Origin of the sequence: Actinomadura sp. WMMB 499 (assembly GCF_008824145.1) — a bacterium.
GTDB lineage: Bacteria > Actinomycetota > Actinomycetes > Streptosporangiales > Streptosporangiaceae > Spirillospora.
In genome coordinates, this window is record NZ_CP044407.1 from 3,658,878 (window position 1) to 3,683,674 (window position 24,797).

General features: G+C 70.8%; 24 protein-coding genes, 1 tRNA gene and 3 pseudogenes. 12 read left to right on the forward strand and 16 right to left on the reverse strand.

The window, feature by feature from the left end:
- Positions 1–6: 6 nt before the first annotated feature.
- Genes F7P10_RS15920 through F7P10_RS15935 form a run of 4 tightly spaced genes read right to left on the reverse strand, consistent with a single transcriptional unit; the run spans position 7 to position 1,783 of the window.
- Positions 7–756 carry a tRNA(His) guanylyltransferase Thg1 family protein gene (locus F7P10_RS15920; protein ID WP_151010061.1) on the reverse strand — a complete coding sequence of 250 codons (750 nt, stop codon included), beginning with the start codon at positions 754–756 and terminating at the stop codon, positions 7–9.
- The gene (locus F7P10_RS15925; protein ID WP_151010062.1) at positions 737–1,219 is read right to left on the reverse strand and encodes an ATP-binding protein; all 483 of its coding nucleotides are present in this window, start codon (positions 1,217–1,219) and stop codon (positions 737–739) included. Before F7P10_RS15925 ends, F7P10_RS15920 begins: the two co-directional genes overlap by 20 nt.
- 24 nt (positions 1,220–1,243) lie before the next feature.
- Positions 1,244–1,483, reverse strand: a complete 240-nt coding sequence (locus tag F7P10_RS15930; protein WP_151010063.1) for a winged helix-turn-helix domain-containing protein — start codon at positions 1,481–1,483, stop codon at positions 1,244–1,246.
- 45 nt (positions 1,484–1,528) lie between these two features.
- Complete coding sequence (locus tag F7P10_RS15935; RefSeq protein WP_151010064.1) at positions 1,529–1,783, reverse strand: winged helix-turn-helix domain-containing protein; 255 nt, start codon at positions 1,781–1,783, stop codon at positions 1,529–1,531.
- A 183-nt stretch (positions 1,784–1,966) separates the two neighbouring features.
- Between F7P10_RS15935 and F7P10_RS15940 the strand changes: the two genes are divergently transcribed.
- The 3 genes from F7P10_RS15940 (at position 1,967) to F7P10_RS15945 (ending at position 4,373) form a co-directional block, all read left to right on the forward strand.
- Positions 1,967–2,239, forward strand: coding sequence for a hypothetical protein (locus F7P10_RS15940; RefSeq protein WP_151010065.1), 273 nt, complete (start codon positions 1,967–1,969; stop codon positions 2,237–2,239).
- Positions 2,240–2,250: 11 nt separating this feature from the next.
- A complete protein-coding gene (locus F7P10_RS45100; RefSeq protein WP_302851470.1) occupies positions 2,251–2,376 on the forward strand; it encodes a hypothetical protein in 126 nt (41 codons plus the stop codon).
- A 266-nt stretch (positions 2,377–2,642) separates the two neighbouring features.
- Positions 2,643–4,373, forward strand: a complete 1,731-nt coding sequence (locus F7P10_RS15945; protein WP_151010066.1) for a BCCT family transporter — start codon at positions 2,643–2,645, stop codon at positions 4,371–4,373.
- A 3-nt stretch (positions 4,374–4,376) separates the two neighbouring features.
- Here F7P10_RS15945 and F7P10_RS15950 read toward each other — a convergent pair whose 3' ends face one another.
- A complete protein-coding gene (locus F7P10_RS15950; RefSeq protein ID WP_176611488.1) occupies positions 4,377–5,333 on the reverse strand; it encodes a YafY family protein in 957 nt (318 codons plus the stop codon).
- A 63-nt stretch (positions 5,334–5,396) separates the two neighbouring features.
- Here F7P10_RS15950 and F7P10_RS15960 point away from each other — a divergent pair, with 63 nt between their 5' ends.
- Positions 5,397–6,590 (forward strand): epoxide hydrolase family protein, encoded by a 1,194-nt coding sequence (locus F7P10_RS15960; protein ID WP_151010068.1) that lies wholly within the window; start codon positions 5,397–5,399, stop codon positions 6,588–6,590.
- A 72-nt stretch (positions 6,591–6,662) separates the two neighbouring features.
- Here the strand turns inward: F7P10_RS15960 and F7P10_RS15965 are convergent, their stop codons facing one another.
- Together F7P10_RS15965 and F7P10_RS15970 are read right to left on the reverse strand one after the other, a co-directional pair.
- A complete protein-coding gene (locus F7P10_RS15965) occupies positions 6,663–7,484 on the reverse strand; it encodes an oxygenase MpaB family protein (protein ID WP_151010069.1) in 822 nt (273 codons plus the stop codon).
- A 124-nt stretch (positions 7,485–7,608) separates the two neighbouring features.
- Entirely contained in the window at positions 7,609–8,349 is a 741-nt protein-coding gene (locus F7P10_RS15970) for an isocitrate lyase/phosphoenolpyruvate mutase family protein (RefSeq protein ID WP_151010070.1), read from the reverse strand.
- Between the two features lie 120 nt (positions 8,350–8,469).
- Between F7P10_RS15970 and F7P10_RS15975 the strand changes: the two genes are divergently transcribed.
- Both F7P10_RS15975 and F7P10_RS15980 read left to right on the forward strand, forming a co-directional pair.
- Entirely contained in the window at positions 8,470–9,498 is a 1,029-nt protein-coding gene (locus F7P10_RS15975; protein ID WP_151010071.1) for an esterase family protein, read from the forward strand.
- A 752-nt stretch (positions 9,499–10,250) separates the two neighbouring features.
- Positions 10,251–10,469 (forward strand): DUF2277 domain-containing protein, encoded by a 219-nt coding sequence (locus F7P10_RS15980; RefSeq protein ID WP_151010072.1) that lies wholly within the window; start codon positions 10,251–10,253, stop codon positions 10,467–10,469.
- Positions 10,470–10,523: 54 nt separating this feature from the next.
- Here the strand turns inward: F7P10_RS15980 and F7P10_RS15985 are convergent, their stop codons facing one another.
- Entirely contained in the window at positions 10,524–11,549 is a 1,026-nt protein-coding gene (locus F7P10_RS15985) for an aspartate-semialdehyde dehydrogenase (protein WP_151010073.1), read from the reverse strand.
- A 156-nt stretch (positions 11,550–11,705) separates the two neighbouring features.
- Between F7P10_RS15985 and F7P10_RS15990 the strand changes: the two genes are divergently transcribed.
- Entirely contained in the window at positions 11,706–12,032 is a 327-nt protein-coding gene (locus F7P10_RS15990) for a PspC domain-containing protein (RefSeq protein WP_176611489.1), read from the forward strand.
- Between the two features lie 4 nt (positions 12,033–12,036).
- On the opposite strand, the gene F7P10_RS15995 is transcribed toward F7P10_RS15990, so the two are convergent.
- Both F7P10_RS15995 and F7P10_RS16000 read right to left on the reverse strand, forming a co-directional pair.
- The gene (locus tag F7P10_RS15995) at positions 12,037–13,305 is read right to left on the reverse strand and encodes an MFS transporter (RefSeq protein WP_151010074.1); all 1,269 of its coding nucleotides are present in this window, start codon (positions 13,303–13,305) and stop codon (positions 12,037–12,039) included.
- A 106-nt stretch (positions 13,306–13,411) separates the two neighbouring features.
- Positions 13,412–13,753 carry a metallopeptidase family protein gene (locus F7P10_RS16000; protein ID WP_151010075.1) on the reverse strand — a complete coding sequence of 114 codons (342 nt, stop codon included), beginning with the start codon at positions 13,751–13,753 and terminating at the stop codon, positions 13,412–13,414.
- A gap of 53 nt (positions 13,754–13,806) precedes the next feature.
- On the opposite strand from F7P10_RS16000, the gene F7P10_RS16005 reads away from it, so the two are divergent.
- On the forward strand, positions 13,807–15,501 hold the full coding sequence (locus F7P10_RS16005; protein ID WP_151010076.1) for a metallophosphoesterase: 1,695 nt from the start codon (positions 13,807–13,809) through the stop codon (positions 15,499–15,501).
- Between the two features lie 75 nt (positions 15,502–15,576).
- Positions 15,577–15,649, forward strand: a tRNA-Glu gene (locus tag F7P10_RS16010).
- Positions 15,650–16,479: 830 nt separating this feature from the next.
- Here F7P10_RS16010 and F7P10_RS45430 read toward each other — a convergent pair.
- Positions 16,480–16,905 (reverse strand): annotated as a pseudogene (locus F7P10_RS45430) (recombinase family protein); the annotation flags it as partial.
- A 584-nt stretch (positions 16,906–17,489) separates the two neighbouring features.
- Between F7P10_RS45430 and F7P10_RS16020 the strand changes: the two are divergent.
- Together F7P10_RS16020 and F7P10_RS16025 are read left to right on the forward strand one after the other, a co-directional pair.
- Entirely contained in the window at positions 17,490–17,792 is a 303-nt protein-coding gene (locus F7P10_RS16020; RefSeq protein WP_254716622.1) for an SDR family NAD(P)-dependent oxidoreductase, read from the forward strand.
- Between the two features lie 15 nt (positions 17,793–17,807).
- Positions 17,808–17,975, forward strand: a pseudogene (locus F7P10_RS16025) (transposase); the annotation flags it as partial.
- A 221-nt stretch (positions 17,976–18,196) separates the two neighbouring features.
- On the opposite strand, the gene F7P10_RS16030 reads toward F7P10_RS16025, so the two are convergent.
- From F7P10_RS16030 to F7P10_RS16050, 5 genes and pseudogenes are all read right to left on the reverse strand, one after another.
- Positions 18,197–19,411: an MBL fold metallo-hydrolase gene (locus tag F7P10_RS16030; RefSeq protein ID WP_151010078.1), complete on the reverse strand. Its 1,215-nt coding sequence runs from the start codon at positions 19,409–19,411 to the stop codon at positions 18,197–18,199.
- Between the two features lie 60 nt (positions 19,412–19,471).
- Positions 19,472–20,569, reverse strand: a complete 1,098-nt coding sequence (locus tag F7P10_RS16035; RefSeq protein WP_151010079.1) for an FAD-dependent monooxygenase — start codon at positions 20,567–20,569, stop codon at positions 19,472–19,474.
- 36 nt (positions 20,570–20,605) lie between these two features.
- A pseudogene (locus tag F7P10_RS45435) lies at positions 20,606–21,267 on the reverse strand (fumarylacetoacetate hydrolase family protein).
- Between the two features lie 320 nt (positions 21,268–21,587).
- Positions 21,588–22,514, reverse strand: a complete 927-nt coding sequence (locus tag F7P10_RS16045) for a VOC family protein (protein WP_151010080.1) — start codon at positions 22,512–22,514, stop codon at positions 21,588–21,590.
- 103 nt (positions 22,515–22,617) lie between these two features.
- Positions 22,618–23,625, reverse strand: coding sequence for a PDR/VanB family oxidoreductase (locus F7P10_RS16050; RefSeq protein WP_151010081.1), 1,008 nt, complete (start codon positions 23,623–23,625; stop codon positions 22,618–22,620).
- A 188-nt stretch (positions 23,626–23,813) separates the two neighbouring features.
- Between F7P10_RS16050 and F7P10_RS16055 the strand changes: the two genes are divergently transcribed.
- Entirely contained in the window at positions 23,814–24,752 is a 939-nt protein-coding gene (locus F7P10_RS16055; protein ID WP_151010082.1) for a LysR family transcriptional regulator, read from the forward strand.
- The last annotated feature ends 45 nt before the right edge of the window (positions 24,753–24,797 follow it).

Below are 24,797 nucleotides of genomic sequence, written 5' to 3' on the forward strand. Positions count from 1 at the left end.
GTTTTCCTACCGCACCAGCAGGTCCCGGACAAAGGTCCGGTACGCGTCGCGCATCGGCAGCTCGCGCTCGACCCGCACCCGCCGCCGCGTCGCCGTCACCGGGACGTCCGCGACCGGGTCGTGCCCGGCCTTCTCGAACGTCTCGAACCACAGGCCGACGCCGCGGCGCTGCCACGCGGGGACGTCGTTGAAGTTGATCCCGCGCGCGAACAGCAGCTCGTTCTTGTCCGAGACGGACGTGCGGTGCATGTCCCGCGTGGCCTGCCGGGCGCTCCGCCCGTCCTTGCGCAGCGTCCAGTAGCACCACCCGTTGAGCGCGCACCGCGCCGCGTCGGCCTGCCGCCACGAGAGGTAGTCGACGACGTCGTCCAGGCTCGTGCCCGTCCAGACGCGGCCGTCGAACACGGCGGGCTCCCCGGCGGCGTGCGTGAACGCGGCCGTCGTGATCCCCGCCGACAGCGACACCAGCTTCTCGACCTCGCGCCCGAACAGCTCGTTCGCGGGATCGAGCACCACGGAGATCTCGTCGCTCTCGGTGTAGGCGTACCGGCCGCCGAGCTCGGTCAGCAGCGCCTCCGCCGCACCGGCCATCAGCGCGGAGAAGCGCGGGTCGAAGGGCTTGTCGAACCGGGTCTCGGTGTACTTCGAGAAGGACCGGCCGTCGACCCGGACGATCGCCCAGGCGCCCGGATGCAGCGTCAGCGCGTGGAACCGCTCGCGCTCCCGCATCCGCGTCTCAAGGTCGTCGTTGCGCATCCGCCCCGCCCTCCAGCGGCGCGACAGCGAACCCGCCGCGCCCGTCCGGCCGCACCGTCCACAGCTCGTCGAACCCGTCGCCGGGTCCCGGACGGCGCAGCCGCTTGAGCGTCGCATACACGCCGACGTCCGGCACCCGGATTTCCGGCGGGCGCAGCGCGTTGCGCCGCATCGACAGCCCGACGTCCGGCGGGAACCAGTAGCCGGACGCCCGCGCCCCGAACCGTCGCGCGACGTCCAGGAGCGGCGCCCACTCGTCCGGCGACGGGTTGGTGTTGTCGACGGCCACGTCCCGTCCGGCCTCGAGTGCCTCGGCGACGAGCCGGAGCTGCCGAGCCTGCTTGCGGCGGGCCTTGGGGAACAGGTCCTTGCTCACGTGCACGTGCGTCTCCGCGAACCGGGCCCGATAGAACGTCGTCTTCCCGGAAGCCTGCAACCCGATCAACACCACGACCTCGCCCACACCCCCGCCCTCCCGCGCGACGGCTCAGCCGTCGGCCGCGCGAGCAAAGGTGCCCCGCCCTTGAACGCCGCGTACGACTCCGCGATCTTTGAGCAGCACGAACGCGTCCGTGATGGTCCGGCGCGAGACCCCGAACTCCTCCGAGAGTTCCGCCGTCGAGGGAATGCGTTTGCCCGCCGGGTAGACGCCTTCCGCGATACGCCTCTCCACCTCCGCCGCGACCTGCCGGTAGAGGGGCTCGGCCCCTTCGAGGTCAACGCCCATGCCGTTACCGTACGCGCGGCGTGCCTCGTTCCGCGTGCGGATTCCTCAGCCGTCCGGCGGCTGCGCGTCCGGTTTCGCGATCACGAACGTGCCGCGACCGTGGACACCTTGCACCAGCCCGCGGTCGCGTAGCCGCTTGACCGCCGCCTCCGCCGTGTTGGTGGACACCCCGAACTCGTCGGCGATCGCACGGTTGCTCGGGATGCGCCTGCCCACAGGGTAGGTGCCGTCCACGATACGGCCCATGATGACGGCGGCCACCTGGTCCCGGAGGGGCTCCATGCCGTCCAAGTCGATCATGACCAGAACGCTAGGCGACCAGGGGCAATGCCTAGGCTCTAGGGGTCACCGCATGGCATCACAAGGTACCGGGGGTCACGTGGGGGCACTTGGCGTACAGTGAGCGGAGAACGAAGACGGCCCCGCACAGCGATAGCGCGCTGGACGGGGCCTACGGAGCGACGCCCTGGGAGGCGACACCCGATGGACACGAATCGTACGGCCCCACCATCGGCGCGGTGGGACGGACCGGCATACGACGAGCGCGGCGGGCACTGGACGGCCCGGCTCCGGCATACGCTGCCCGACCGGGAGCGGGCGACGGGCCTGGAGACGGTCGTCTACGGGCCGACGGAATGGGCGTGCGTCGCCGAAGCGAACCGGCAGGACCGGCTGTGGGTGGAGTACCCGCTGCGGACGGACGATCGCGACGGCGCCCGCGCGCGGCTCCGCTTCCTCGCCGGGGGTGCCGGGTGACGGGGGCGCTGGTGGCTACGCTCGCGACGTGGGGGACGGTCGCCCTGGCGTTCGCGGCCGCCGGGACGGCGGCCGCCGCGGTCGCGCTCGACCGGCGGCGCCCGCGGTACCGGGGCAGGCACCGCGTGACCTTCTGAGTCCCGCCCGCCGGGCGGAGCGGTGCCCCCGCCCGGCAGGGCCCGCCCGGCGGGCAGCGCCCACAACCCGCGCGACACGCCCGGACACGTTGTGTCATGGAATTGTCATTGATCGAGTCATAACCGCTGCCGAAGCCCCCCGCACACCGCTGATCAGCAACTTCGCGAGGGGGTGGGATACCGGCAGGAAAGCCTGACCCGGCGGGCGAGAACGTTTTACCAACGCATTCATGTGAGAACGTAGATTCTCGGGAAAGGCTCGGATCATGACCGATCACGGGACCGACCGAGAACCGGGTCACGACGCTCCGCCGGGCAAGACCGAGGAACGTGCACGGACCGACTGGATCGTGTACGGGATCAGCGCCGTGGTGGCGCTGGCGTTCGTCGCGTGGGGCGTCGTCTGGACCGACAGTCTGAGCGATACGGCGCAGAGCGCGCTCGACTGGCTGCTGACGAACGTCGGCTGGTTGTTCGTGCTGGCCGCCACCGGGTTCGTCGTGTTCTCGCTGTGGCTGGCCGTCAGCAAGTACGGGCGGATCCCGCTCGGCAAGGAGGGCGACGAACCCGAGTTCCGCACCATCTCCTGGATCGCGATGATGTTCAGCGCGGGCATGGGGATCGGCCTGATGTTCTTCGGCATGGCCGAGCCGCTGATCCACTTCGTCGACCCGCCCCCCGGGACGGCCGCGGCGGGCAGCGAGGCGGCGATCGGGACGTCGATGGCGACCACGCTGTTCCACTGGACGCTGCACCCGTGGGCGATCTACGCGGTGCTGGGCCTCGCGATCGGGTACGGGCACTACCGGCGCGGCCGCAAGCAGCTGATCAGCTCGGCGTTCGCGCCGCTGCTCCCGAAGGGGCGCGGCGAGGGGCCGGCCGGCAAGACCATCGACATCCTGGCGCTGTTCGCGACACTGTTCGGCTCGGCGGCGTCGCTGGGCATCGGCGCCCTGCAGATCCAGACCGGCATGCAGGAGGCGGGCTGGATCGAGTCGCTCAGCCAGACGGTGCTCGTGCTGATCATCGTGGTGCTGACGATCTGCTTCATCCTGTCCGCGGTGTCGGGTGTCGCGAAGGGCATCCAGTGGCTGTCCAACATCAACATGGTGCTGGCGGTCATCCTGGCGATCTTCGTCTTCGTGGTCGGCCCGACCGTGTTCATGCTGCAGCTCGTCCCCACGGCGGTCGGGAACTACATCCAGGACTTCGGGCAGATGGCGTCCCGGTCGGGCGCGACCGGCGGCGCGGACATGGAAGAGTTCCTGTCCGGCTGGACGATCTTCTACTGGGCCTGGTGGATCTCGTGGGCGCCCTTCGTCGGGATGTTCCTGGCCCGCATCAGCCGCGGCCGGACGATCCGGCAGTTCGTCGCCGGCGTCATCATCGTGCCGAGCGTGGTCAGCCTGATCTGGTTCGCGATCTTCGGCGGGGTGGCGATCCGGGAGCAGCAGAACGGCGCCAACCCGTACGGGGACGGCTCGGAGGAGCAGATCACGTTCAACGTGCTGGCCGAGCTGCCGTGGACGGGCATCACGTCGGTCCTGGTGATGATCCTGGTGGCGATCTTCTTCGTGTCCGGTGCGGACGTGTCGTCCATCGTCATGGGCACGCTGTCACAGCGGGGCACGACGGCGCCGTCCCGGTGGATCGTCATCTTCTGGGGTGGGCTCACCGGCGCCGTCGCGGCGATCATGCTGGTGATCGGCGGCGACACGGCGTTGCAAGGCATCCAGAACCTCACGTTCATCGGGTCGCTGCCGTTCACGATCGTGCTGATCGTCCTGTGCGTGGCGCTGGCGAAGGACCTGCGGGACGATCCGATGACGCGGCGGCAGATCAAGGGCGCCGAGGTGCTCGAGGAGGCCGTCGTCGCGGGCTCCCGCGAGCACAAGGGCGACTTCGAGCTGGCGACGCGGCCGTCGGGCAACGGCGGCGAGTCCGCCGAGGACGCCGCGGGAAGGACGATCGAACGACCCGATCTCGGCAAGAGCTGACGCTCACCGGACCGCGTCCAGGCACCGCCGTGCCTGGACGCGGAGGGCGTTCGCGAGTTCCGGCGGGCCGTCGGCGACGGTGAAGCCGACGCCCACCGACGTGATCATCCACACGAGGTCGGCCGGGGATTCGGCGCCGACGTGCAGCCGGCACGTCCGGTCGTCCACGGCCTCGACGGCGCCCATGCCGGGCCAGACGCGGTCGGCGGCCTCGCCGGCGGGGACGTGCAGGACGACGGTCGCCCGCACCGGCCAGGCACGCGCCGACAGGGTCCGCGCCAGGTAGGCGGCCACGTCGCCGTCCGGCGGCGGGCGCGGGACGAACCGGGGACCGGGCGGGGTGCGCGGGGTGAGCCGGTCCACGCGGAAGGTGCGCCACCCGTCCCGTCCGGGATCCCAGGCGACGAGGTACCAGTGACGGCCGAAGCTGACGAGGCGGTGCGGCTCGACCGTCCGGACGGTGTCGCCGCCGCGCGGGCTGCGGTAGTCGATGCGGAGGCTCTCGCCGCGGCGGCAGGCGTCGGCGATCGCCATCAGCGCGGCGGGGTCGGCGGCGGGGCCCGGCGGGGCGCCCGCCCGGACGGTCGCCGCGTTCAGCGTGTCCACCCGGTACCGCAGCCGGGACGGGAGCACGCGCTCCAGCTTCGCCAGCGCCCGCAGCGACGTCTCCTCGATCCCGGCGACCGAGCCGCCCGCCGCCGTCCGCAGCCCGACCGCGACGGCGACCGCCTCGTCGTCGTCGAGCAGCAGCGGCGGCAGCGCCGACCCGGCGCCCAGCCGGTACCCGGCGGAGCCGCGCGCCGCGTGCACCGGGTAGCCGAGTTCCCGCAGGCGCTCGACGTCCCGGCGTACGGTGCGGGGCGTCACGTCCAAGCGCCCGGCGAGTTCGGCGCCGGACCATTCGCGGTGGGTCTGCAGCAGCGACAGCAGTTTCAGCAGCCGCGCGGAGGTGGTCGGCATGCATTCGAGTCTGCCGCACGGTTAGGACCGATCCGGACCTAACCGCTTCCTAGCGTCTTCCCCATGGACGACATCCGACCCTTCACGATCGACATCCCGCAAGACCTCCTGGACGACCTGGACGACCGGCTCGCGCGCACCCGCTGGCCGGACGAGCTGCCGGGCGTCGGCTGGGACCGCGGCGTCCCCGCCGGCTACCTGCGGGAGCTGGCCGAGCACTGGCGGACCGGGTACGACTGGCGCGTGCACGAGGCCGCGCTCAACGAGCACCCGCAGTTCACGACAGTGATCGACGGCCAGAACGTCCACTTCCTGCACGTCCGGTCGCCCGAGCCGGACGCCGTCCCGCTGCTGCTCCTGCACGGCTGGCCGGGAACCTTCGCCGACTTCCTCGACGTCATCGGGCCGCTGTCGGACCCCCGCGCGCACGGCGCGGACCCGTCCGCCGCGTTCCACCTGGTGGTCCCCTCGCTGCCGGGCTTCGGGTTCTCCACGCCGCTCGCCGGGCCCGGCATGAGCGCCGCGCGGATGGCGGCGGTGCTCGGGGAGCTGATGGAGCGGCTCGGGTACGCGCGGTACGGCGTCCACGGGTACGACACGGGGTCGTGGGTGGGGCCGGAGCTGGGCAAGGCGGCACCCGACCGGGTCACCGGGGTGCACGTCAACGGGATGATCACGTTCCCGCTCGGGGCCGAGGGCGAGATGGACGCGCTGTCGGATGCCGAGCGCGAGCGGTGGCGGCGGATGCAGGACTTCAACGACGGCTACCTGCAGTGCAACTCCAAGCGCCCGCAGACGGTCGCGTACGGCCTGCACGACTCGCCGTCCGGGCAGCTGGCGTGGATCGTCGAGAAGTTCAAGGAGCTGACGATGCCGGAGGACGGGCTCCCCGAGGACGCGATCGACCGCGACCGCATCCTGACGGACGTGTCGCTGTACTGGCTGACGGGCACGGCGGCGTCGGCGGCGCAGGTGTACTACGAGGAGTTCGTGAACGCGAACGCCTGGTCGGCCGAGGGAGGGGCCGAGGACGGCGGCGACTGGGGCGACGACGGCGGCGGCTGGGAGCCGGAGGCCGCGACGGTGCCGACCGGCGTGCTCGTCTCGGCGCACGACGTCACGATCCGCCCGTGGGCCGAACGGGACCACAACGTCGTCCGCTGGACCGAACTCGGGAAGGGCGGGCACTTCCTCGCGATGGAGGAGCCGGAGGCGGTCGTCGACGATCTCCGGGGCTTCTTCGCGTCCGTCCGCTGACGGGGAGACCCGCGGCGTCCGGCGGGCGCGGATGCCGGACGCCGCGGGTCCCCGGCCTCGGGGGACGCGCGGTCAGACGATCGCGATGCCGCCGCGGATGCGGCGGCGCACGTCCCACAGGTACACGTTGAACGGGAACTCGCGGAGCGGGCGCGGCAGGACGCGGTTGACGCCGCCGAGCACGCGCATCAGCCGGTCGAAGCGGGCCTGGTCGCGACGCGTCCAGCGGTAGCCGAGCTCGTCGCGGAACGGCTGCGGCAGGAACCCGACCGTCTGGAAGCGGTTGAAGCCGCCGAACAGCTGCGGGACGGGCGCCGGCAGGAACTTCAGCTCGGCGAGGTCGCGCAGGTAGCCGCGGGTGAGATCGTCCATCTCGATCTCGGCGAGCGAGGCGTCCCAGTACTTCTGGAACGCGTCGCGGTCCGCGGGCCACATGTCCTCGGTCATCTGCAGGGTGGTGCCGAAGCGGGCGCCGTACCGGTAGAGGATCTCGCGCTGCGCGCCGGTCGGCTCCCCGTAGAGGATCCGGTAGATGTCCTCGGTGCCCATGTAGAGGCATGCGGCGACCCAGAGCTGCAGGTCCCGGTTGAAGGCGTTGTAGGGGACGGGCTCCCTGGCGTTGACGTGCCGGTGCTGCCGGTCGACCTCGCGGCGCATCGCCGCGCGCTCGTCCTCGCTGCCGAGCAGCGCGACGGCGATGTAGGTGAGCGTGGTGCGGGCGCGCTTGATCGGGTGCTTGTCGACACGGCCGCTGTCGACCGTGCTCTTGGCCACGCCGTGGCCCACGGGAAGGCGGGACAGCTGCATGACGACGTTCGCGGCCGCGGCGGCGAGGGCCAGGCCGCTGATGGAGTCGATGACGACCTTGGGCGTCTGCTCCTGCGTCACGGGCATTCGGGGGGTCCTCACTTCCCGGGGGATACGGAAGGTCGATCTGCGTACCACTGTGCCCGAGTAAGTGACCACTTGCAAGGGGGCGCCCGTACGGCACGGGCGCCCCACCGTCCCCGGCCGTCCCCTAGACCGGGTCCTCGCCCGCGCGGAGCCGTCCGGCGAACTCCTTCAGCGCCTCCATCGCGTGCACGTGCGGGAACGGCCCGTAGGAGATCCGGGCCGCGCCCGCGGCGGCCAGCTCGCCCAGCGAGGTCCCCGGGAACTGGTTCACGTTGACCGGCCCCGGCAGCCCCTCGGCCAGCGCCTTCACGGTCTCCGCCGGCGCCATGATCGGATAGACGCAGTCCGCGCCCGCCTCCAGGTAGCGGCGGCCGCGCGCGAGGGCGCCGTCCAGCGGGTCCGGGGCCTGCAGGATGAACGTGTCCGCCCGCGCGTTGATGACGAGCGCGTCCCCGGCCGCGGCACGCACCCCCGCCAGGTACGCGGCCTGCTCCTCCGGGTCCACGAGGGCGCCGCCCCGGCCGTCCTCCAGGTTGCAGCCCGCCGCGCCCATCTCCAGCAGCCGCTCGACCAGCTCCACGGGCGGCAGCCCGTAACCCGCCTCGGCGTCCACCGTCACCGGCACCTCCGCGACCCGGACCACCCGCGCGGCCGCGGCGAACATCTCGTCCACCGGCGCCGCCTCCCCGTCCGGGTAGCCGAGCATCGCGGAGATCGCGGCGCTCGCGGTGGCCAGCGCCGGAAACCCGGCCTCCTGCACCACCCGCGCGCTCGCCGCGTCCCACACGTTCGGCAGGACGAGCGGGTCGCCCGGCCGGTGCAGGTCGCGGAGCCGCCCCGCCCTGTCCCTCGCCTCGTCGGTCATCAGGTCCTCCCCCATGTCTCCGGGTGAATCGTCCACGGGCAGGACGACGCCGCCCCGTGATCTGTGACATCCCGGCGCGTACCCTCGAAGTCGATCATCAGTCTGCACGAGGGAGTGCGCATGCTGCCGTGGTCGGCGGAACTCGCCGGACGCCTGGAGGAGCACGTCGTCGGCAGCGAGCTGCTGCGCGGGAACCCGCTGGGGGATCCGCACGAACGTCCGGTCCTGGTGTACACGCCGCCCGGCTACGACGACGAGCCCGGACGCCGCTACCCGTCCGTCTACGTCATCACCGGCTTCACCGGCCACGTCGGGATCTGGCGGAACCGGACGCCCTACCGGCGGCCGTTCCCCGAGACCGCCGACGCGGTGTTCGCGAGCGGCGAGGCGCCGCCCGCGATCGTCGTGTTCGTGGACGCGTGGACCGCGCACGGCGGCAGCCAGTTCCTCGACTCCCCCGGCACCGGCCGCTACCACTCGTACCTCTGCGACGAGATCGTCCCGTGGGTCGACGCGCGCTACCGGACGCTCGACGCGCCCGAGCACCGCGCGATCAGCGGCAAGTCGAGCGGCGGCTACGGCGCGATGATCACCCCGATGCTGCGCCCCGACCTGTTCGGCGCGCTCGCCACCCACGCGGGCGACGCCCTGTTCGAGTACTGCTACCTGCCCGAGTTCCCGCAGGCCGTCCGGCACCTGCGCAAGTACGACGGCGACATCATGCGCTGGTGGGCCGACTTCAACGCGCGCGTCTCGTTCACCCGGCCCGAGGACATGGTGCTGCTCAACCTCCTCGGCATGACGCTCTGCTACTCCGCCCGCGACGACGGCACCCCCGAGCTGCCGTTCGACCCGGTCAGCGGGGTGCTCCGGCAGGACGTCTGGGAGCGGTGGCTCGCCTGGGACCCGGTACGGATGGTCCCCGGCCACGCCGCCGCGATGCGCGCGCAGCGGGCGATCTGGATCGACGGCGGCACCCGCGACGAGTGGTACCTCGACGTCGGCGCGGAGGCGTTCCGCCGCGCCCTGCGGGACGCCGGGGTCGCGGACGACACCGTCCGGTTCGAACTGTTCGACGCGGGCCACGGCGGCATCGACTACCGGTACCCGATGGCCCTCGCCTGGCTCGCCCACCGCATCGCCCCGTAGCCGCCGGGCCCGGCGGCCACCGCCCGATATACCCACAGGTCAACGGGCGGTTTCAGAGGTTTCAGAACCTTCTTTCACAACGATTGAAAATCCAACGGCGGCTGGACTCGTTGACACCGGGCGCGTCCCCGCGATGTTCTTTTCGGGACGGACCTCCGGTCGTGACGGCGCCCGCGACCGCCGAGGGCGAGTCCGGCCGCACGTCCACCCGCTCCGGACGTGCGCGGAGCGCGGCCGACCCCCGCCCGGCCGCGCGGCGAGCCCCCCTCGTGTGCAGGGGCCCGCCCACGGAGAGGGCTGTACGGGACGAATTCTCGGCCCGTTCCGTACAGCCTCCTCCTTATTGCACCGCCCTCGGCGTCAGGCCCCTGGGGGCCTTCCTTCAACGGGCGCTGCGTGCGATTGCTGCATCGCTCCGACGTGTTTGCCTGCACCACCCTCGGCGTCAGGCCCCAGGGGGCCTTCCTTCAACGGGCGCTGCGTGCGATTGCTGCATCGCTCCGACTCGCCCGAGGGGCTCGCTGCGCGATCAAGTTCTTGCTTCGCTCGAACTTGGCTTCGCTCGCAATCGCAGTGGTTCCCGTCCGCTCTGGCTGGGGGCGGGCTGAGGTGGATGGTCGAGTCGAGGCTCCCCTTGCCGAGGTGCTCGCCCTTCGCGCATCTCACCGGCGTCGGGGGCGCGCCCGCCGGGGTCGCCGCTGCGTCCCTGGTCGCGGGGACGAAATGTCGGCGCCCGGAGTCACAATGGGGGCATGTGCCGCAGCATCAAAACGCTCCGACCGCCGTTCACCGAGGTCACGACCGACGAGGATGTTCGGGCGGCCGCGCTCCAGTACGTCCGGAAGGTCTCCGGGTTCCGCGCGCCGGCGGCGCACAACGCGGAGGCGTTCGACCGTGCCGTCGAGGAGATCGCCGCCAGCACCGCCCGTCTCCTGGAGACCCTCGAGGTCCGGGGCGCCCGTAGCGCCTGACGGGACGCCGACGGCCCGCGCACGTTGTGCACGGGCCCCGTCGGCGTGCGTGCGTCAGCGCTTCTCGGCGGCGATCAGTTCGGCGATCTGGATCGTGTTCAGTGCGGCGCCCTTGCGGAGGTTGTCGCCCGAGCAGAACAGCGAGAGCCCGTTGTCGACCGTCTCGTCCCGGCGGATGCGGCCCACGAAGGTCGGGTCCTGACCGGCTGCCTGCAGGGGGGTCGGGACGTCGCTCAGCTCGACGCCCGGGGCGGCGGCGAGCAGCTCGGCGGCGCGCTCCGGCGAGAGCGGACGGGCGAAGCGGGCGTTGACCTGCAGGGAGTGGCCGGTGAACACCGGCACCCGGACGCAGGTGCCCGAGACCTTCAGGCCCGGGATCTCGAGGATCTTGCGGCTCTCGTTGCGGAGCTTCTGCTCCTCGTCGGTCTCGTTCAGCCCGTCGTCCACGATCGAGCCGGCCATCGCCAGGACGTTGAACGCGATCGGGCGGACGTACACGTTCGGCTCGGGGAACTGCACCGCCGAGCCGTCGTGGGTGAGCTTGTCGGCGTTCTCGACGACCTTGCGGCTCTGCTCGTGCAGCTCCGACACGCCCGCCAGCCCGCTGCCCGACACCGCCTGGTAGGTCGAGACGACGAGGGCTTCGAGGCCCGCCTCGTCGTGCAGCGGCCGCAGCACCGGCATCGCGGCCATCGTGGTGCAGTTCGGGTTGGCGATGATGCCCTTCGGCCGGTTCGCGACGGCGTGCGGGTTGACCTCCGACACCACCAGCGGGACGTCCGGGTCCAGCCGCCAGGCCGACGAGTTGTCCACGACGACGGCGCCCGCGGCGGCGACCTTCGGTGCGAGTTCCTTCGAGGAACCCTTGCCCGCGGAGAACAGGACGATGTCGAGGCCCGTGTAGTCGGCCGTGGCGGCGTCCTCGACGGTGATCTCACCGTCCTTCCACGGCAGCTTGCGTCCGGCGGACCGCGCGGACGCGAACAGGCGCAGCTCGTCGGCCGGGAAGGCGCGCTCCGCGAGGATCTCCCGCATCACGCTCCCGACCTGGCCGGTGGCCCCGACGATCCCGATTCTCATGCGACTCCCTACGATCGCTTGACCTGCGTCTCAGCCATTTACCCTACGCAACGCCGCCAAGTGACGTTCCTCCCCCTACCGGACCAGGGGAGTCTCAGGGGTGAATCAGGGCGAATCCGGATGTCAGATCTTGCCGTCGCTGGGCATGATCGAGGCATGGACATGGAGAAGAGCACCACAGGCAAGTCGCTGAGACGCATCCACGACGGCCGGATGATCGCGGGCGTCTGCGCGGGCGCCGGACGGTTCCTGGGCGTGGACGCCAACATCGTCCGGCTCGGGCTGGCCGTGTTCACGCTGTTCGGCGGCGCGGGCATCGCCCTCTACGTGATCGGGTGGCTGCTGATGCCCGACGAGGGCGCGCCGAAGTCGATCGCCGAGGACCTCGCGAAGAAGGCCGGGGACTCGCCCGCGTTCCAGGACGCCGTCCAGAAGGCGAAGGACGCCGTCGGCTCGAAGAAGAAGGACACGACGTCCGTCTGAGGGGTCACGCGGCGTGCGTTCCGGCGATCGCCGCGCCGCGGACCTGGTTCCACGAGAGGGTCAGCATCGCGGCGACCGACAGCCCGAGGACGCCCGCCAGCGCGACCACGGTCTGCGGGCCGAGCGCCTCCGCGACGGCCCCGCCGACCAGGATGCCCACGCCCTGACCGGCGAGAATGCCGGACTGGGCGAGGCCGAACGCCTGGCCGCGTCCGCTGGGCGGCACCGCCGCGACGAACGCCGCGTTCGCCGCGAGCTGGTAGGCGCTGCCCGCGCCCGACAGCGCCCACAGCAGCACCACGGCCCACAGCGGCGGGTTCAGCCCCGCGCCGACCAGCGGCAGGCACGCCAGCATCGCCATCCACCCCATCGAGCGCAGCCGGCTCGCCGGACGGACGAAGCGGCTGAACAGGAACGCGCCGATCACCATGCCCATCGGCATCGCCGACATCAGCAGCCCGACCGTCACCGCGCTGCCGTCGAACGTCGCCGCGTACGGGGCGGCGAGGCCCTCCGGGATCGTGTAGAACGCGCAGAGCCACGCGAACGAGACCAGGGACCGGAGCGTGGGGTCGCCGAACACGAGGCGCGCGCCGTCCCGCATGCCGCGCCAGAGGCCCAGCGACTGCGCGTCCCGCTCCTTCGGCGCGGGACGCCGCCGCAGCCCGGCGATCAGGATGACCGCGGACACGCCGAACGTCAGGGCGTTGAGGGCGAGCGCCTCCCGGGCACCGACCGCGGCGATGATCGCGCCGCCCGCCAGGAAGCCCAGCATCTGCGTGATCTGGTGGGTGATGTTGTTGATCGCCGTCCCGGCGACGAACCGGTCGCCCTCCAGGACGTCCGGCAGCACCGCCGCGCGCGCCGCCGTGAACGGCGTCCCCAGCAGCACCGTCAGGAACACCAGGACGCACAGCCCCCCTAACGGCAGCGCCAGCACCGCCATCAGCGCGACCAGCACCGCCCGCAGCACGTCGCAGACGATCATCACGGTGCGGCGCGGGAACACGTCGGCGAGCCCCGACAGGAGGGGGCCGCCCACGATCGGCGGCAGGTACGTCAGCGCGTAGGTGGCCGCGGTCAGCAGCGCGTTGCCGGTCCGCTCGTACACCAGGACGGCCAGCGCCACCTGCGCCAACTGGTCGCCGATGAACGACAGTGCCTGGGCGAGCCAGAGCGCGCGGAACTCCCCCACCGCGAACACCTCGCGGTACGTCGCCTGCGCCTCCGGCGGGCGCCGGTGCCGCCCGGCCCGCCTCTGCCTTCCCGCCACGCACGCTCCAGGTCGGGTCACCCCGGGTTGGGTGACCCTCCCATTAACTCACGCTGCGTGGCAGTTATGTGACCTACCGTGCCTGATTGCCGTGACTAATTCGCGATCAGTAGCCCAGCTCGTGCAATCTGTCATCGTCGATGCCGAAATGATGGGCGATCTCATGGACCACTGTGATCCGTACCTCATCGACCACATCCTCCTCCGTCTCGCAGATTCGGAGGATCTCCCGGCGGTAGATCGAAATGTGATCGGGCAGGACTCCGCCGTACCAGTCGCCGCGTTCGGTTAGGGGTACGCCTTGGTAAAGACCGAGCAGGCCGCGCTCGGGCGCGTCATCCTCGACGACGATGACGACGTTGCGCATGTGGGCGGTCAGCTCGGGCGGGATGGTGTCGAGGGCCTCGCCCACCAGGTCCTCGAACGCGTCGCGCGACAACTCGATCACACCGGCCATTCTGCTCGACAGGAAGGGAACCTGTGCGCAAGGTCCGCGCCTCGATGGCCCAGACCCGGTCCAGACTCGGCGCCGGGCTCGGCCGGCTGGGCGGCTCCCCCGCCGCCCGCCGCGTCCGCACCGCCCTCGCCCCCACCGCCCGGCGCACCGGCGCGGGCGCCCGGCGCACCGGACGGGTGCTGCGCAGCCGCCCGTCCCGCGTCGCCGCCGTCGTCCTCGCCGGCCTCGCCGCCGGCTACATCGGCCTCCTGTTCGGCGGCCGCGTCGTCACCCCCGTCGGCCCCACCGACGTCCAGCTCAGCCTGCAGCCGTCCATGCACGGCGGGACGGCGCTGGAGCTGCCGCCGATCGGGGCGCTGCGCCTCGACACCCACTGGGGCCCGCTCGCCCTGGAGGCCAGGCTCACCGAGGTGCGGCCCGACGAGGCGCAGCGGCTCATCGAGAACGACGTCGAACTCACCCGGCTCACCGACCAGATCGCCGGCCAGCTCCGCGACGGCGTCCAGGACCTCCTCGTCCGCGCCGGCGTCCTCGCGCTCGCCGCGAGCTTCGTCGCGACGCTCGTCCTCTTCCGGTCGTGGCGGCGCGCCCTGCTCGGCATGAGCTCGGCGGCCACCGGCATCGCCGCCGTCCTCCTGCTGACCTGGACGACGTTCAACCCGCGGGCCATCAGCGAGCCCCGCTACACCGGGCTGCTCGCGAACGCGCCGCAGGTCGTCGGCGACGCGCAGAACCTCGTCGACCGCTTCTCCGTCTACCGCGAGCAGCTCGCCAAGCTCGTCGGCAACGTCTCCGAGCTGTACGCCACGACCTCCACCCTCCCCGTCTACGAACCGGACCCGTCCACGATCCGCGTCCTGCACGTGTCCGACATCCACCTCAACCCGGCGGCGTGGAACGTGATCGACTCCGTCGCCACCCAGTTCCAGGTCAACTTCATCATCGACAGCGGCGACCTCATGGACCACGGCAGCGAGCCCGAGAACGAGTTCGCGAACTCCATCGAGGACCTCGACGTCCCCTACGTCTTCGTCCGCGGCAACCACGACTCCGAGGGCACCGCCGAGGCCGTCGCCGACCAGGACAACGCGATCGTCCTGGACGACGAGACCCGCGAGATCGAGGGCCTGCGCGTCTACGGCGTCGGCGACCCCCGATTCACCCCCGACAAGTCCACCCGCGGCGACGCGGTCGGCGCCGACCAGATCTACGCCGAGGGCGCCGTGCTCGCCGAGGCCCTCCGCGAGTCGCGCGCCAACCCCGACATCGCCGTCGTCCACGACCCCACCGAGGGCCGGGCGTTCTCCGGGCTGACCCCGCTCGTCCTGTCCGGGCACACCCACAAGCGCGCGACCGAACTCCTCCCGACCGGCACCCGCCTGTTCGTCCAGGGCTCGACCGGCGCCGCCGGCCTGCGCGGCCTCGAGCACGAGGAACCGACGCCGTTCGAACTGTCCGTCCTGTACTTCAACCGCTCCACGAAACGCCTGCAGGGCTGGGACGACCTGCGCCTCGGCGGGCTCGGGCTCACCTCCGCGAACATCGAGCGGAAACTCGAACCCGAACCCGACCACCCCATCGAGCCCCGACCGCCCGCGATCACGCCCCCGTCCTCCCCGACGTCCCCGTTCCCGTCCGAATGGCCGTCCGACTGGCCGTCCCGCACCCCGTCGTCCCCGCCCCCGTCCCCGAGCCCGTTCGGCGCCTCGCCCCGAGCGTCCGACCCCGGCGGGGGATAACCGTTTGTGCGACGGCCCACGTTGTCCCCTACACTTGTCACGGTCGAGTGGCGCGCATGCACGCCACGACACCGGGCCCCCTTCGTCTAGCGGCCTAGGACGCCGCCCTTTCAAGGCGGTAGCGCCGGTTCGAATCCGGTAGGGGGTACTACACAGACCGGCGCGCGGCGCCGGTGCGTCCGTCGCGACCACGACAGATGCCGCTTCGTACTGAGCATCGATGATCTCGGACGCGATGGTGACTTCGCAGCCGACGATCCCTGCGTGCCGGTCGTACCGCATGGTAAGTCGAAACACATCCAATAGGCGCCTGACCACGTGTTCGGGTGCCTGTTCCAGGTCGATCGTTCCGGTCGGCAAGAGGTCCAGCAGCTCGGGAGAGGGCTTAGCCGGGGTCTCGTCTCGCAGCTCGCGTAGCCTGGCCTGCGCGGCCTCCAGGTCGGCGGCCAGTTGCGCGGCGCGCCGGTTGAGATCTTGGACGAACGCCGGGGTGGGGTCGTCCAGGTGCTCCAGCGGTTCGAGGATGCGTTTCCGGCGGCGGGTCAGGTCTTCGACAGTGTTCGCTTCGGCTGCCATACGTGCCTGGTGCTCGTGAAGATGTTGATCGTCCACGTGCGCGAGGAGCGTCTGAAGCCGTTCCCGCCGGTGGGTGCCGAAAATCTCTCGGTTGAAGAACTCGGTTACGCCCATCATGAGGGGTTCTTCTCGGACCCGGACGACCGCAGGATGCCCCTCGGGCAGGTACGCGCGTTTCGGGCTGCACACGTAGTAGACCCGCCCCCGCTCGACCTTGCCGAACATCCGGCGTTCGCACTGCGTACAGGTGATGTAGGAGCGGAAAAGGTAGGATCGTCGGCCAGTGTCGGCCTGGATATCGTTGCCGCCAGGGCGACTGCGCGACCGTGCCCGGAGCAGCGCCACTTTCTGTGCCTCGACGAAGGTCTCGATGCTCACGAGACCAGGGTGAGTGGGTTCGCTGGACCAGACCCATGCCGCGGGCGGGTTGTTCCTGCCTCCGGCCGAGGTGGTGGCCTTACGGTTCCACACCATGTACCCGGTGTACTTGGGGTTGGACAGAAGATCACGAACCGAGGAATAGGTCCACCGGCCCACACTCCTGGCGGCTGCCATGGCGACGGGCGGCGGATACCGGTCCGGGTCGAGGTTGATCCTGTCTGCGATCGCCTGGTAGCCAAGGCGTTCCGTGACACCAATCTCGAAGACCGTCTGGACGGCCGCTCCCCGCAACGGGTCAGGGACCATGGTGTGCCTGGTTGCCCCCTGCTCGCGGCGGGCTGCAACCGGGTGGGGGACCTTGCGCGCGAGGTACCCATACGGCGGTCGCCCGACGTTGAACCCCTGTGCGGTGTGGATCTCGAAGCCGCCCCATGCCTTCTCCAGCATCTCCAGGACGTACCACTCGGCCACTCCTTGCTTCACTCGTCGTGTGAGAACCTGGGACGAACGCTTGCCGTCCGCGCTGATCGGTTCGTCGGAGGCCCATAGAGGGATGCCGAGCTGTTCGAGAGTGTTCTCGATCTGGGTACCGATGTAGGTCCGGCGCGCGATCCGGTCGACTGACTCGCAGATGACCGCATCAAACCGGCGATCAGGTTGTGAAGCTTCTCCGAGAAGGTCTTGTATGCCTCCATCGCGGGGGATGGGGATCGTGAACCGCTCGTGTCCACGGCCGAACCCGCGCGCGGCGAGATCCTTGCGTCCGGATTCGATGTCGTAGAAGTGCGCGGCGATCACGGCTCGTCCCGGGAACGCTGTATGCAGCGCGTTCTGGCTGTTGGCGAGCTGGCGCGGTAGCGACAGGGTCGGATCTTGCTTGTCCTCGGTCGAGGTCCGGCCCGCGAAGGCCACTCGGAGCGGGCCGTTCAGCCGAAATCCCCCACCAGGGCCGGTCAGTCCCGCGGGGCCGCTCTGGGGCCCTCGGGTGAAGACTTCGAGGGGAATCGGGCTACGTTGTCACCCGGATGGCCATGCCACAGCAGCTGGCCTACGCGATGTCCAAGGGCGCGCTCGACCAGCTCACCCTGCACCTGGCGCGGCATCTCGCCCCCCGCAGGATCACGGTCAACGGCGTGCTGCCCGGTCCCACGGACAACGGCAGCGCGGCCTTCCAGCTGCCCGAGGTGCGCGAGCCGATGTCTCAGCTGTCGGCCTTCAAGCGGCTCGGGGAGCCGGAGGAGGTCGCCGACATCGTGGTTTTCCTCGCCACTGAGCAGGCCGGCTGGATCACCGGAGCCTCCCTGGATGCCACCGGCGGCGGCCTCCTCGGCTGAGAAGCCGGCAAGGTCCTTGCCCTCCCAGCCCGCCGGGGCGGGCGGTGGGCCGATCACCGCACGGTGCTGAACGGCATCTTGTGGAAGCTGGCGACCGGTGTCCCGTGGCGGGACCTGCCCGAGCGGTACGGCAACTGGAAGACCGTGTACGAGCGGTACCGGCGGTGGGCCGCCGACGGCACCGTCGACCGCGTCCTGACGCATGTGCAGGGCCACGACGACTCAGAAGGCCGGACGCGCCCGCCGCAGGTCACGCGGCGGGCGCCCGCCGGTGTTCGACCCGAGCGTCTATCGGCGCCGCAACGTGGTCGAACGCTGCATCGGCCGCTTGAATCAGTGCGCTGCAACCGCCGCCCGGCCGGTCCCGCCTCTTCCAGGTGGGACCGGCACGGACGCCGCGGGGATCAGCCGAGGGGGATGCGCATGAGGTCGTGTCCGGGGATGACGCGTCCGGTGTAGCCGGCGGTGCGCGCGCCGGCGCGGGCGGCACGGGCCCAGGCGGCGTGACTGCGGACGGTGGGGTCCCCGGGAGCCAGGTGGGACAGGACGATCTTGCGGGCATCGGATGCAGCCCCGACCTTGCCGATATCGGCGACATCGACGTGCACGCTCGTCATGTGCTGGATGAGGGGCTCGCCCATGCCCTGGGCGCGGAACCAGGACACGTCCACGGCCTCGTGGACGAGCACGTCGGTGCGGTGGGCGAGCCGGTTGAGCGCCTCGCTGAGGGCGGTGTCGCCGGAGAAGGTCACCGAGCCGGCGTCGGTGTCGAAGCGGTAGGCGTACGAGCGCACGTTGCCGTGGGGAACGAGCGTGGCGGTGACCTTGAGGTCGTCGTTCTCCATGACGGTGAAAGCGGCGGGGGAGGCGGGCTGCTCGTGGACGCGCAGCATCGAGGTCGGGTCGATGCCGAAGCGGCTGGTGATGAAGGCGTTGGAGGAGGCGGCGAAGGTCTCGTTGGCACGCCTGGTGGTCTCGGCCAGTCCGGGTGCGGGGTCTTCGGGGGTGATCGGGCCGCTCGGGGTGCCGCCGGGGCCGGGGCCGTAGACGTCCACCATGCCGCCCAGGCCGGGCTGGGGCGGTTGGACGCCCGCGCATAGGAGCGGGAAGGAGAAGTAGTCCACGATGTGGTCGGCGTGGAGATGGGTGATGAAGATGGCCTTCAGCGACGGCATCGTCAGTCCCGCCCGCAGGTATTGGGTGACGGCCCCTCGCCCGCAGTCGATGAGGTAGGTGTTGCCGTTGACGACCAGGGCCGAGGCGATCCCGGTCCGGTTGCCGAACGGCGGTGGGCCGCCCGCGGTGCCGAGCAGCACCAGTTGCGCGCCCTTGCGTGTGGGCTGCCTTGCGTGGGCGGGTTCGGCGTGCAGCATGGTGGCCCCCACGGCCCCGCCGAGCAGGGCCGCGGTGCCCAGTAGGGACCGTCGGCTGACCGTAGGTATCTGAGACTCGCTTTCGCACTCGTGCACGATGGACGCCTCCTCTGGGATGGACGGCTGGGGATAGCAGGTGGACTTGTCGCGATGAGCGAGGTCCAGCCGGATAGAGGGGAAGCGGCCCTCGGCACTGGATAGATCAACGCGCCACTCAAGAGGGTGTGGGGGCGGACCGTTCTCCATGCCCCGAGGGCCTCCTCGCCTGCGGCCGGGAGAGAGTTCGGCCGGTACGGACGCCCGGGGTCAGGGACGGTCGGTCATCGCGGCGGCGACGCGGGCCATGGCACCGGGGACGTCGGCGCCGGGACCGGGTTCCATCTGCCACCTGGCGATCTGCAGGGAGGTCTCCACAACGGTGCGGACGCGCTCGATCCGGCGGTCGCGGAACTCTTCGAACAGCGTCTGGTCGGGGCCGCCGCGCGCCAGGAGCAGTTCGGCCAGGACGGCCGCGTCCTCCAGGCATTGGGCGGCGCCCTGGGCCAGGGTGGGAGGGCAGGCGTGGACGGCGTCGCCGAGGAGGAGCACGTTGCCGCGGTGCCACGGCTCGTCGACCAGAAGCCACTCGAAGTGGGTGTAGTTGATCGGCGCTGTGTCGGTGAGGGTCGGTTTGATCTCCTCCCACGCGCCGCCGTAAGGCTGGGCGAGCTCACGCATCATGTCGGCGAGGCGTTCGCGGGGGATGACGGCCTGGTCGGTGACCTTGTCGACGAGGTAGGCGTAGATGGAGTTCTCGCCGGTGGGGCAGTATCCGGCGATGTAGCACGGCCCCCCGTACATGAGTTCGGTGCGCTGGATTTGGGCGGGACGGGGAACGTGGGCGCGCCATGCGCCCATGCCGACCGGTCGCGGCTCGGTGCCGATGCCGATCATCCGGCGGACCGAGGAGCGGATGCCGTCGGCGCCGACGACGAGGTCGTACTCGCCGGTGGTGCCGTCGTCGAAGGCGACGGGGTCGACGGACGTCACGGTGCGTCCGAGCGTGAGCTCGGCGCCGGCGCTCTGGGCCGCTTCGACGAGGATGGCGCACAGTGCGGGGCGGTACATGCCCAGGGAGGCGGGCAGGTCGGGTCCCCCCGACTTGATGTCGTCGCTTTCGAAGAGCAGTTTGCCGGTGGGGGTGCGGATGCCGACGGAGTCGAAGGCGTAGCCTTCGGCCTTGACCCGGTCCCAGACGCCGAGGTCGCGCAGCACGCGCAGGGCGTTGCCTTGGAGGGTGATGCCGGAGCCGAGCGCGGTCCAGGTGGGGTGGCGTTCGGCCAGCTCGACCGTCACGCCCGCGCGTGCGAGCAGGATCGCCAGACTGGTTCCGGCGATGCCGCCGCCGACGATGAGAACCTTCATGATGCCTCGCTGAGGGGTGGTTCCGAGGGATGGTTGTCAGGCCGGGACGCAGCGGTTGCGCTGCGCGCCGATGCCTTCGATGGCGGCCTCCAGGACGTCACCGGCGCGGAGGAATCGTTTCCAGTGGCCGCCGTTCCCCTTGGGGCTTCCGGTGAGGATGAGATCTCCGGGAAGCAGGCGCACGGAGGCCGACGCCTCGGCGACCAGGCGGGCCACGTCGAAGATCATGTCGGCCGCGGTCTCGTCCTGCATGGTGCGTCCGTTGAGCTTCAGGGTCAGACGTAGGCGGGACGGGTCGGGCACGAACTGCGCGGGGACGATGAAGGGCCCGGTGGGCAGGAATGTCGGCTGGTTCTTGGCTCGTAGCCAGTCCCCGCCCAGGGCGCGGTGCTCGGGGGGAATTGCCAGTCCCGTGCGCTGATGTCGTTGCACACGGTGTATCCGGCGACGTGGTCCATGGCCTGATCGGGTGTCACGTGCCGGGCGGGACGGCCGATGACGACGGCGATCTCGGCTTCCCAGTCGGGCTGGGTCATGCCCTCGGGCAGGAGGATGTCATCGTGGGGGCCGCACATCGCGGACGGCAGGCCGATGAAAAGAAACGGTCTCCCTTCGCTGAAGGCTTTGAGTTGGTCTTGTGCCGCGGCCCAGGCCGTGGCGTCGTCGCTGCCCTCGCCCCTGGCCTGGGCCGCCGCCATCTCCAGCAGGTGGGCTCGGTAGTTGGCTCCCGCCTGGATGATGTGGTGCGGCGCGACCGGCGGGAGGACGCGCAGGTCCGCCAGGTCCAGCCGGTCGGCGTCGCCGGTGGCCTCGGCCAGCGCCGCGAGACGCGGCAGCGTCTCCTCCCACTGCTCCAGCAGTCGGCGAACCGTGATGGGACCTTCCAGCAGTCCGCCGTCCGGCAGGGGCAGGACCCGGCCGTCGACCAAGAGGCCGGCGAAGGCGCTGCCGGACGGATGGGCGAAGGTGCCGAGCGCGAAGCGTTGCACGGCGGGAGGGCTGGTCACCCCGTTCTCCTTCAGCGCTGGTAGGGGCGGACGGTTTCGTTGGGCTGCATGACGAAGTGGTGCCCCCACATCTCGGCCCGCTTGCCCTTGGTGACGTCGATATAGCGGGGAGAGCGGGCCTCGGTCTCGGGGATCGGCAGACCGTCCCAGCCGTACTCGATGAAGAACCCGGCGGGGTTGTGGATGTAGAAGGAGACGGTCTGGTCCCCGATGTGGCGGCCGAGCCTCATCAGCAGATCGGGGTTCTGGTCGCCGCCCAGGACGTCGTAGTAGGCGTAGCCGACGTCGTCCAGGGAGTTGCACTCCAGGTAGATGTGGTGGAGGCCGAGCATGTCGTCCATCTGCAGGAAGGCGATGCTGTGGTGGCGCGGGTTCGAGCGCAGGAACCACATGTCGCCCAGCGGCGGGTTGAGGCGGATGATGTCGGTCGTCTGGAACCCCAGGACGTCGGTGTGCCACTCGGACGCCTCCTTGGCGTCGGGCACGACGAACACGACGTGGCCGAGACCCTGGTCCCCGGTGACGAAGCCCTGGTGGGGGCGGGGCGGGTCCCAGTCGCGGTAGCCGCTGGACTGGTAGCAGAACGCCTCGTAGGGCTGGCCGTACAGGTCGGTGAACGTCACCAGTTCCTGGACGCCGCGGGCCTCGCACAGGGCCCGGTCGGCCCGCCGGGGATCGGCGCCCGCCTTCTCCAGCCGGGCCTCCAGGGAGTCGAGGTCGCGGTGGTCGAGGACCTCCCATCCGACGTAGGCGAGCCGGTGCTCCTGGCCGGGGTGGATGGACAGCCGGTAGTCGGCGTCGTCGATCTTGACGCGGACGGCGCCGTCATCGCCGTCCGGGCCGAGCATGCAGGCGAAGGTCTCGGGTGCCCAGGTACGCCATTCGGCGTAGTCCGGGGATTCGACCCCGACATATCCGAGTTTCGCAATCTCTGTCATGAGAAGCCCTTTCGGTGAGTGTCAGGGAAATCTAGCCATGCGGACCCTGCTGCGGGAAATAATTGTCAGTGATGGTTGCTATTGCTCGCCGTGGTCCGCCACGCTAGAGATCGAGCAGGAGTTCGGGGGTCCGGGAGCGGGACACGCAAGTCAGGATGACGTTGCCGGCCGCACGTTCCTCGGCGCTCAGCAACCGGTCGCGGTGGTCCGGGGCGCCTTCGAGGACCTTGACGGCGCACGCTCCGCAGAAGCCCGCCCCGCAGGCGACGGGCACCTCGACGCCCATGGCGCGAAGCCCCTCGTTCAGCGATGTCCCCGCAGGGACCGAGAACGACAGCTTCGAGCGCGCCAGCACCAGTTCCACAGCCCGGGACGGTCCGCCGGCGGCGGGGCCGGTGAAGCTCTCCCGGAAGAGGCGGGCCCCGGGGCGGCCGGCGAGCGCGTGATCGACCGCGGTGACGAACGGCTCGGGTCCGCACGCGTACACGGCGGTGCCGCTCTGCATGTCCTGCAGGCCCGTCGCGATGGCCTCATCCTTCCGCGCCACCGTCAGAGCGGGAGCGAGGTCAGCCAACTCCTGCCAGCCGGCCACCTGGCGGGCGTCATGCCCGAAAAGGGTCATCGACCAGGGCACGCCGGCCGAGGCGGCCAGCCGGGCCAACGGGATCAGCGGCGCGATGCCCGCGCCGCCGGCGAGGAACCGGTACCGGCGGGCCCCGGCCAGCGTGAGCCCCGGCTGCACTCCCAAGTGCTCGATCCGGTCCCCTGTCCGCAGGCTGTCGTGGATGTGGTCGGACGCTCCTCGAGACCGCCCGTGCCTGCGTACGAGAATCCGCCAGAAGCCGCGCTCGTCAGTGCGGCCGCACAGGGAGTAAGGGCGGACCAGCCCGTGTGCGAGCACCAGGTTCACGTGGCTTCCGGCCGTCCAGCGGGGCAGCGGCCGCCCGTTCGGCTCCCTCAGGTCCAGAGTGACGAGGGAGGGGCTGAGGAAGGTCTTGGCCGCCACGACCAGCGGCCCTCCCGAGCCGCCCGGCCGGCGGGCGGTGGAACGGACGCGTCCGTACGGAGATCGCTGCTGGTGTGCCGAGGCGGGCGTGGGCACGGAGCTCATGCCGGGACCGTAATCAGCGGGACGCCACAACGGAGACGGCGGACCATTTGTGAACGCGATACCAATTATGAAATGCGCATCCTCTACCCGATGGCACAGCGGTGCTGTAGCGCAGGTCACAGCACCAGGTAGTGTCGGGTGACCGGGCCGGACCCGCACTCGGAAGGTTCGAAGGAAAGCAGCGCTCCATGGAACTGGGAAGATTCGATCTCAACCTGCTCGTCGTGCTGGACGCGCTGCTGCGAGAGAAGAACGTCACCCTGGCCGCCAGACGGCTGCATCTGTCCCAGCCGGGAGTGAGCACGGCGCTGTCGCGTCTGCGCAAGATGCTGGACGACCCGCTGCTGGTCCGGCAGGGCCGGTATCTCGCCCTCACGCCGCGGGCGGAGGCGCTCATCGAGCCGGTCCGCGAGATCCTGGCGACCATCGAGCAGAACATCCTGCAGCCGCCGCAGTTCGATCCCGAGCGCGACACCCGGACGTTCTCGGTCCTGTCCAGTGACTACGTCGGGATCGCGCTGCTGCGGCCGCTGCTGACCCGCATCAATGACCAGGCCGCGCGCGTGCGCATCGACATGACCGCGATTCCCGCCGGCTGGCTCGACCAGGTCAAGCGGGACGAGGTGGACCTCGCGATCGTGCCGGACCGGATGGTCACCGGGGACGACGTCGAGACGCTGTCGAACGTCCCCGTGATCGAGGACCGTTTTGTCGCGGTCGTCTGGAAGGACCACCCGGTGGCCGCCGAGGGCCGCCTGACCGCCTCCGACCTGGGCCGCTGGCCCTACCTGGCCTACGCACCTCCCCAGGGGACGAGCCTCGTCGAGGACGGGCTGGACGAACTGGGCATCACCCGATCCATCGAGGCCACCGGGTCGAACTTCGCCTCGCTGGCGTTCCTGCTGCCGGACACCATGATGATCGCCTTCCTTCCGGAACGGCTCGCGACCAGGGTGGCTCCGGCCGCGCACGTCGTCACCGTCCAGCATGATTTTCCGTTGCGGCCGCTCACCCAGTCGGCCTTCTGGCACCAGCGGCGTGACCGAGACGGCGGGCACGTATGGCTGAGGCAGGAACTACTGGCCACCTCGCGCCTGGAGTTCGACGACCTTGACCGCCGCACCTGAGCGGTACGGCGGTACCCGGGTGAAGGCTTGCAACCCGCGGTGGTC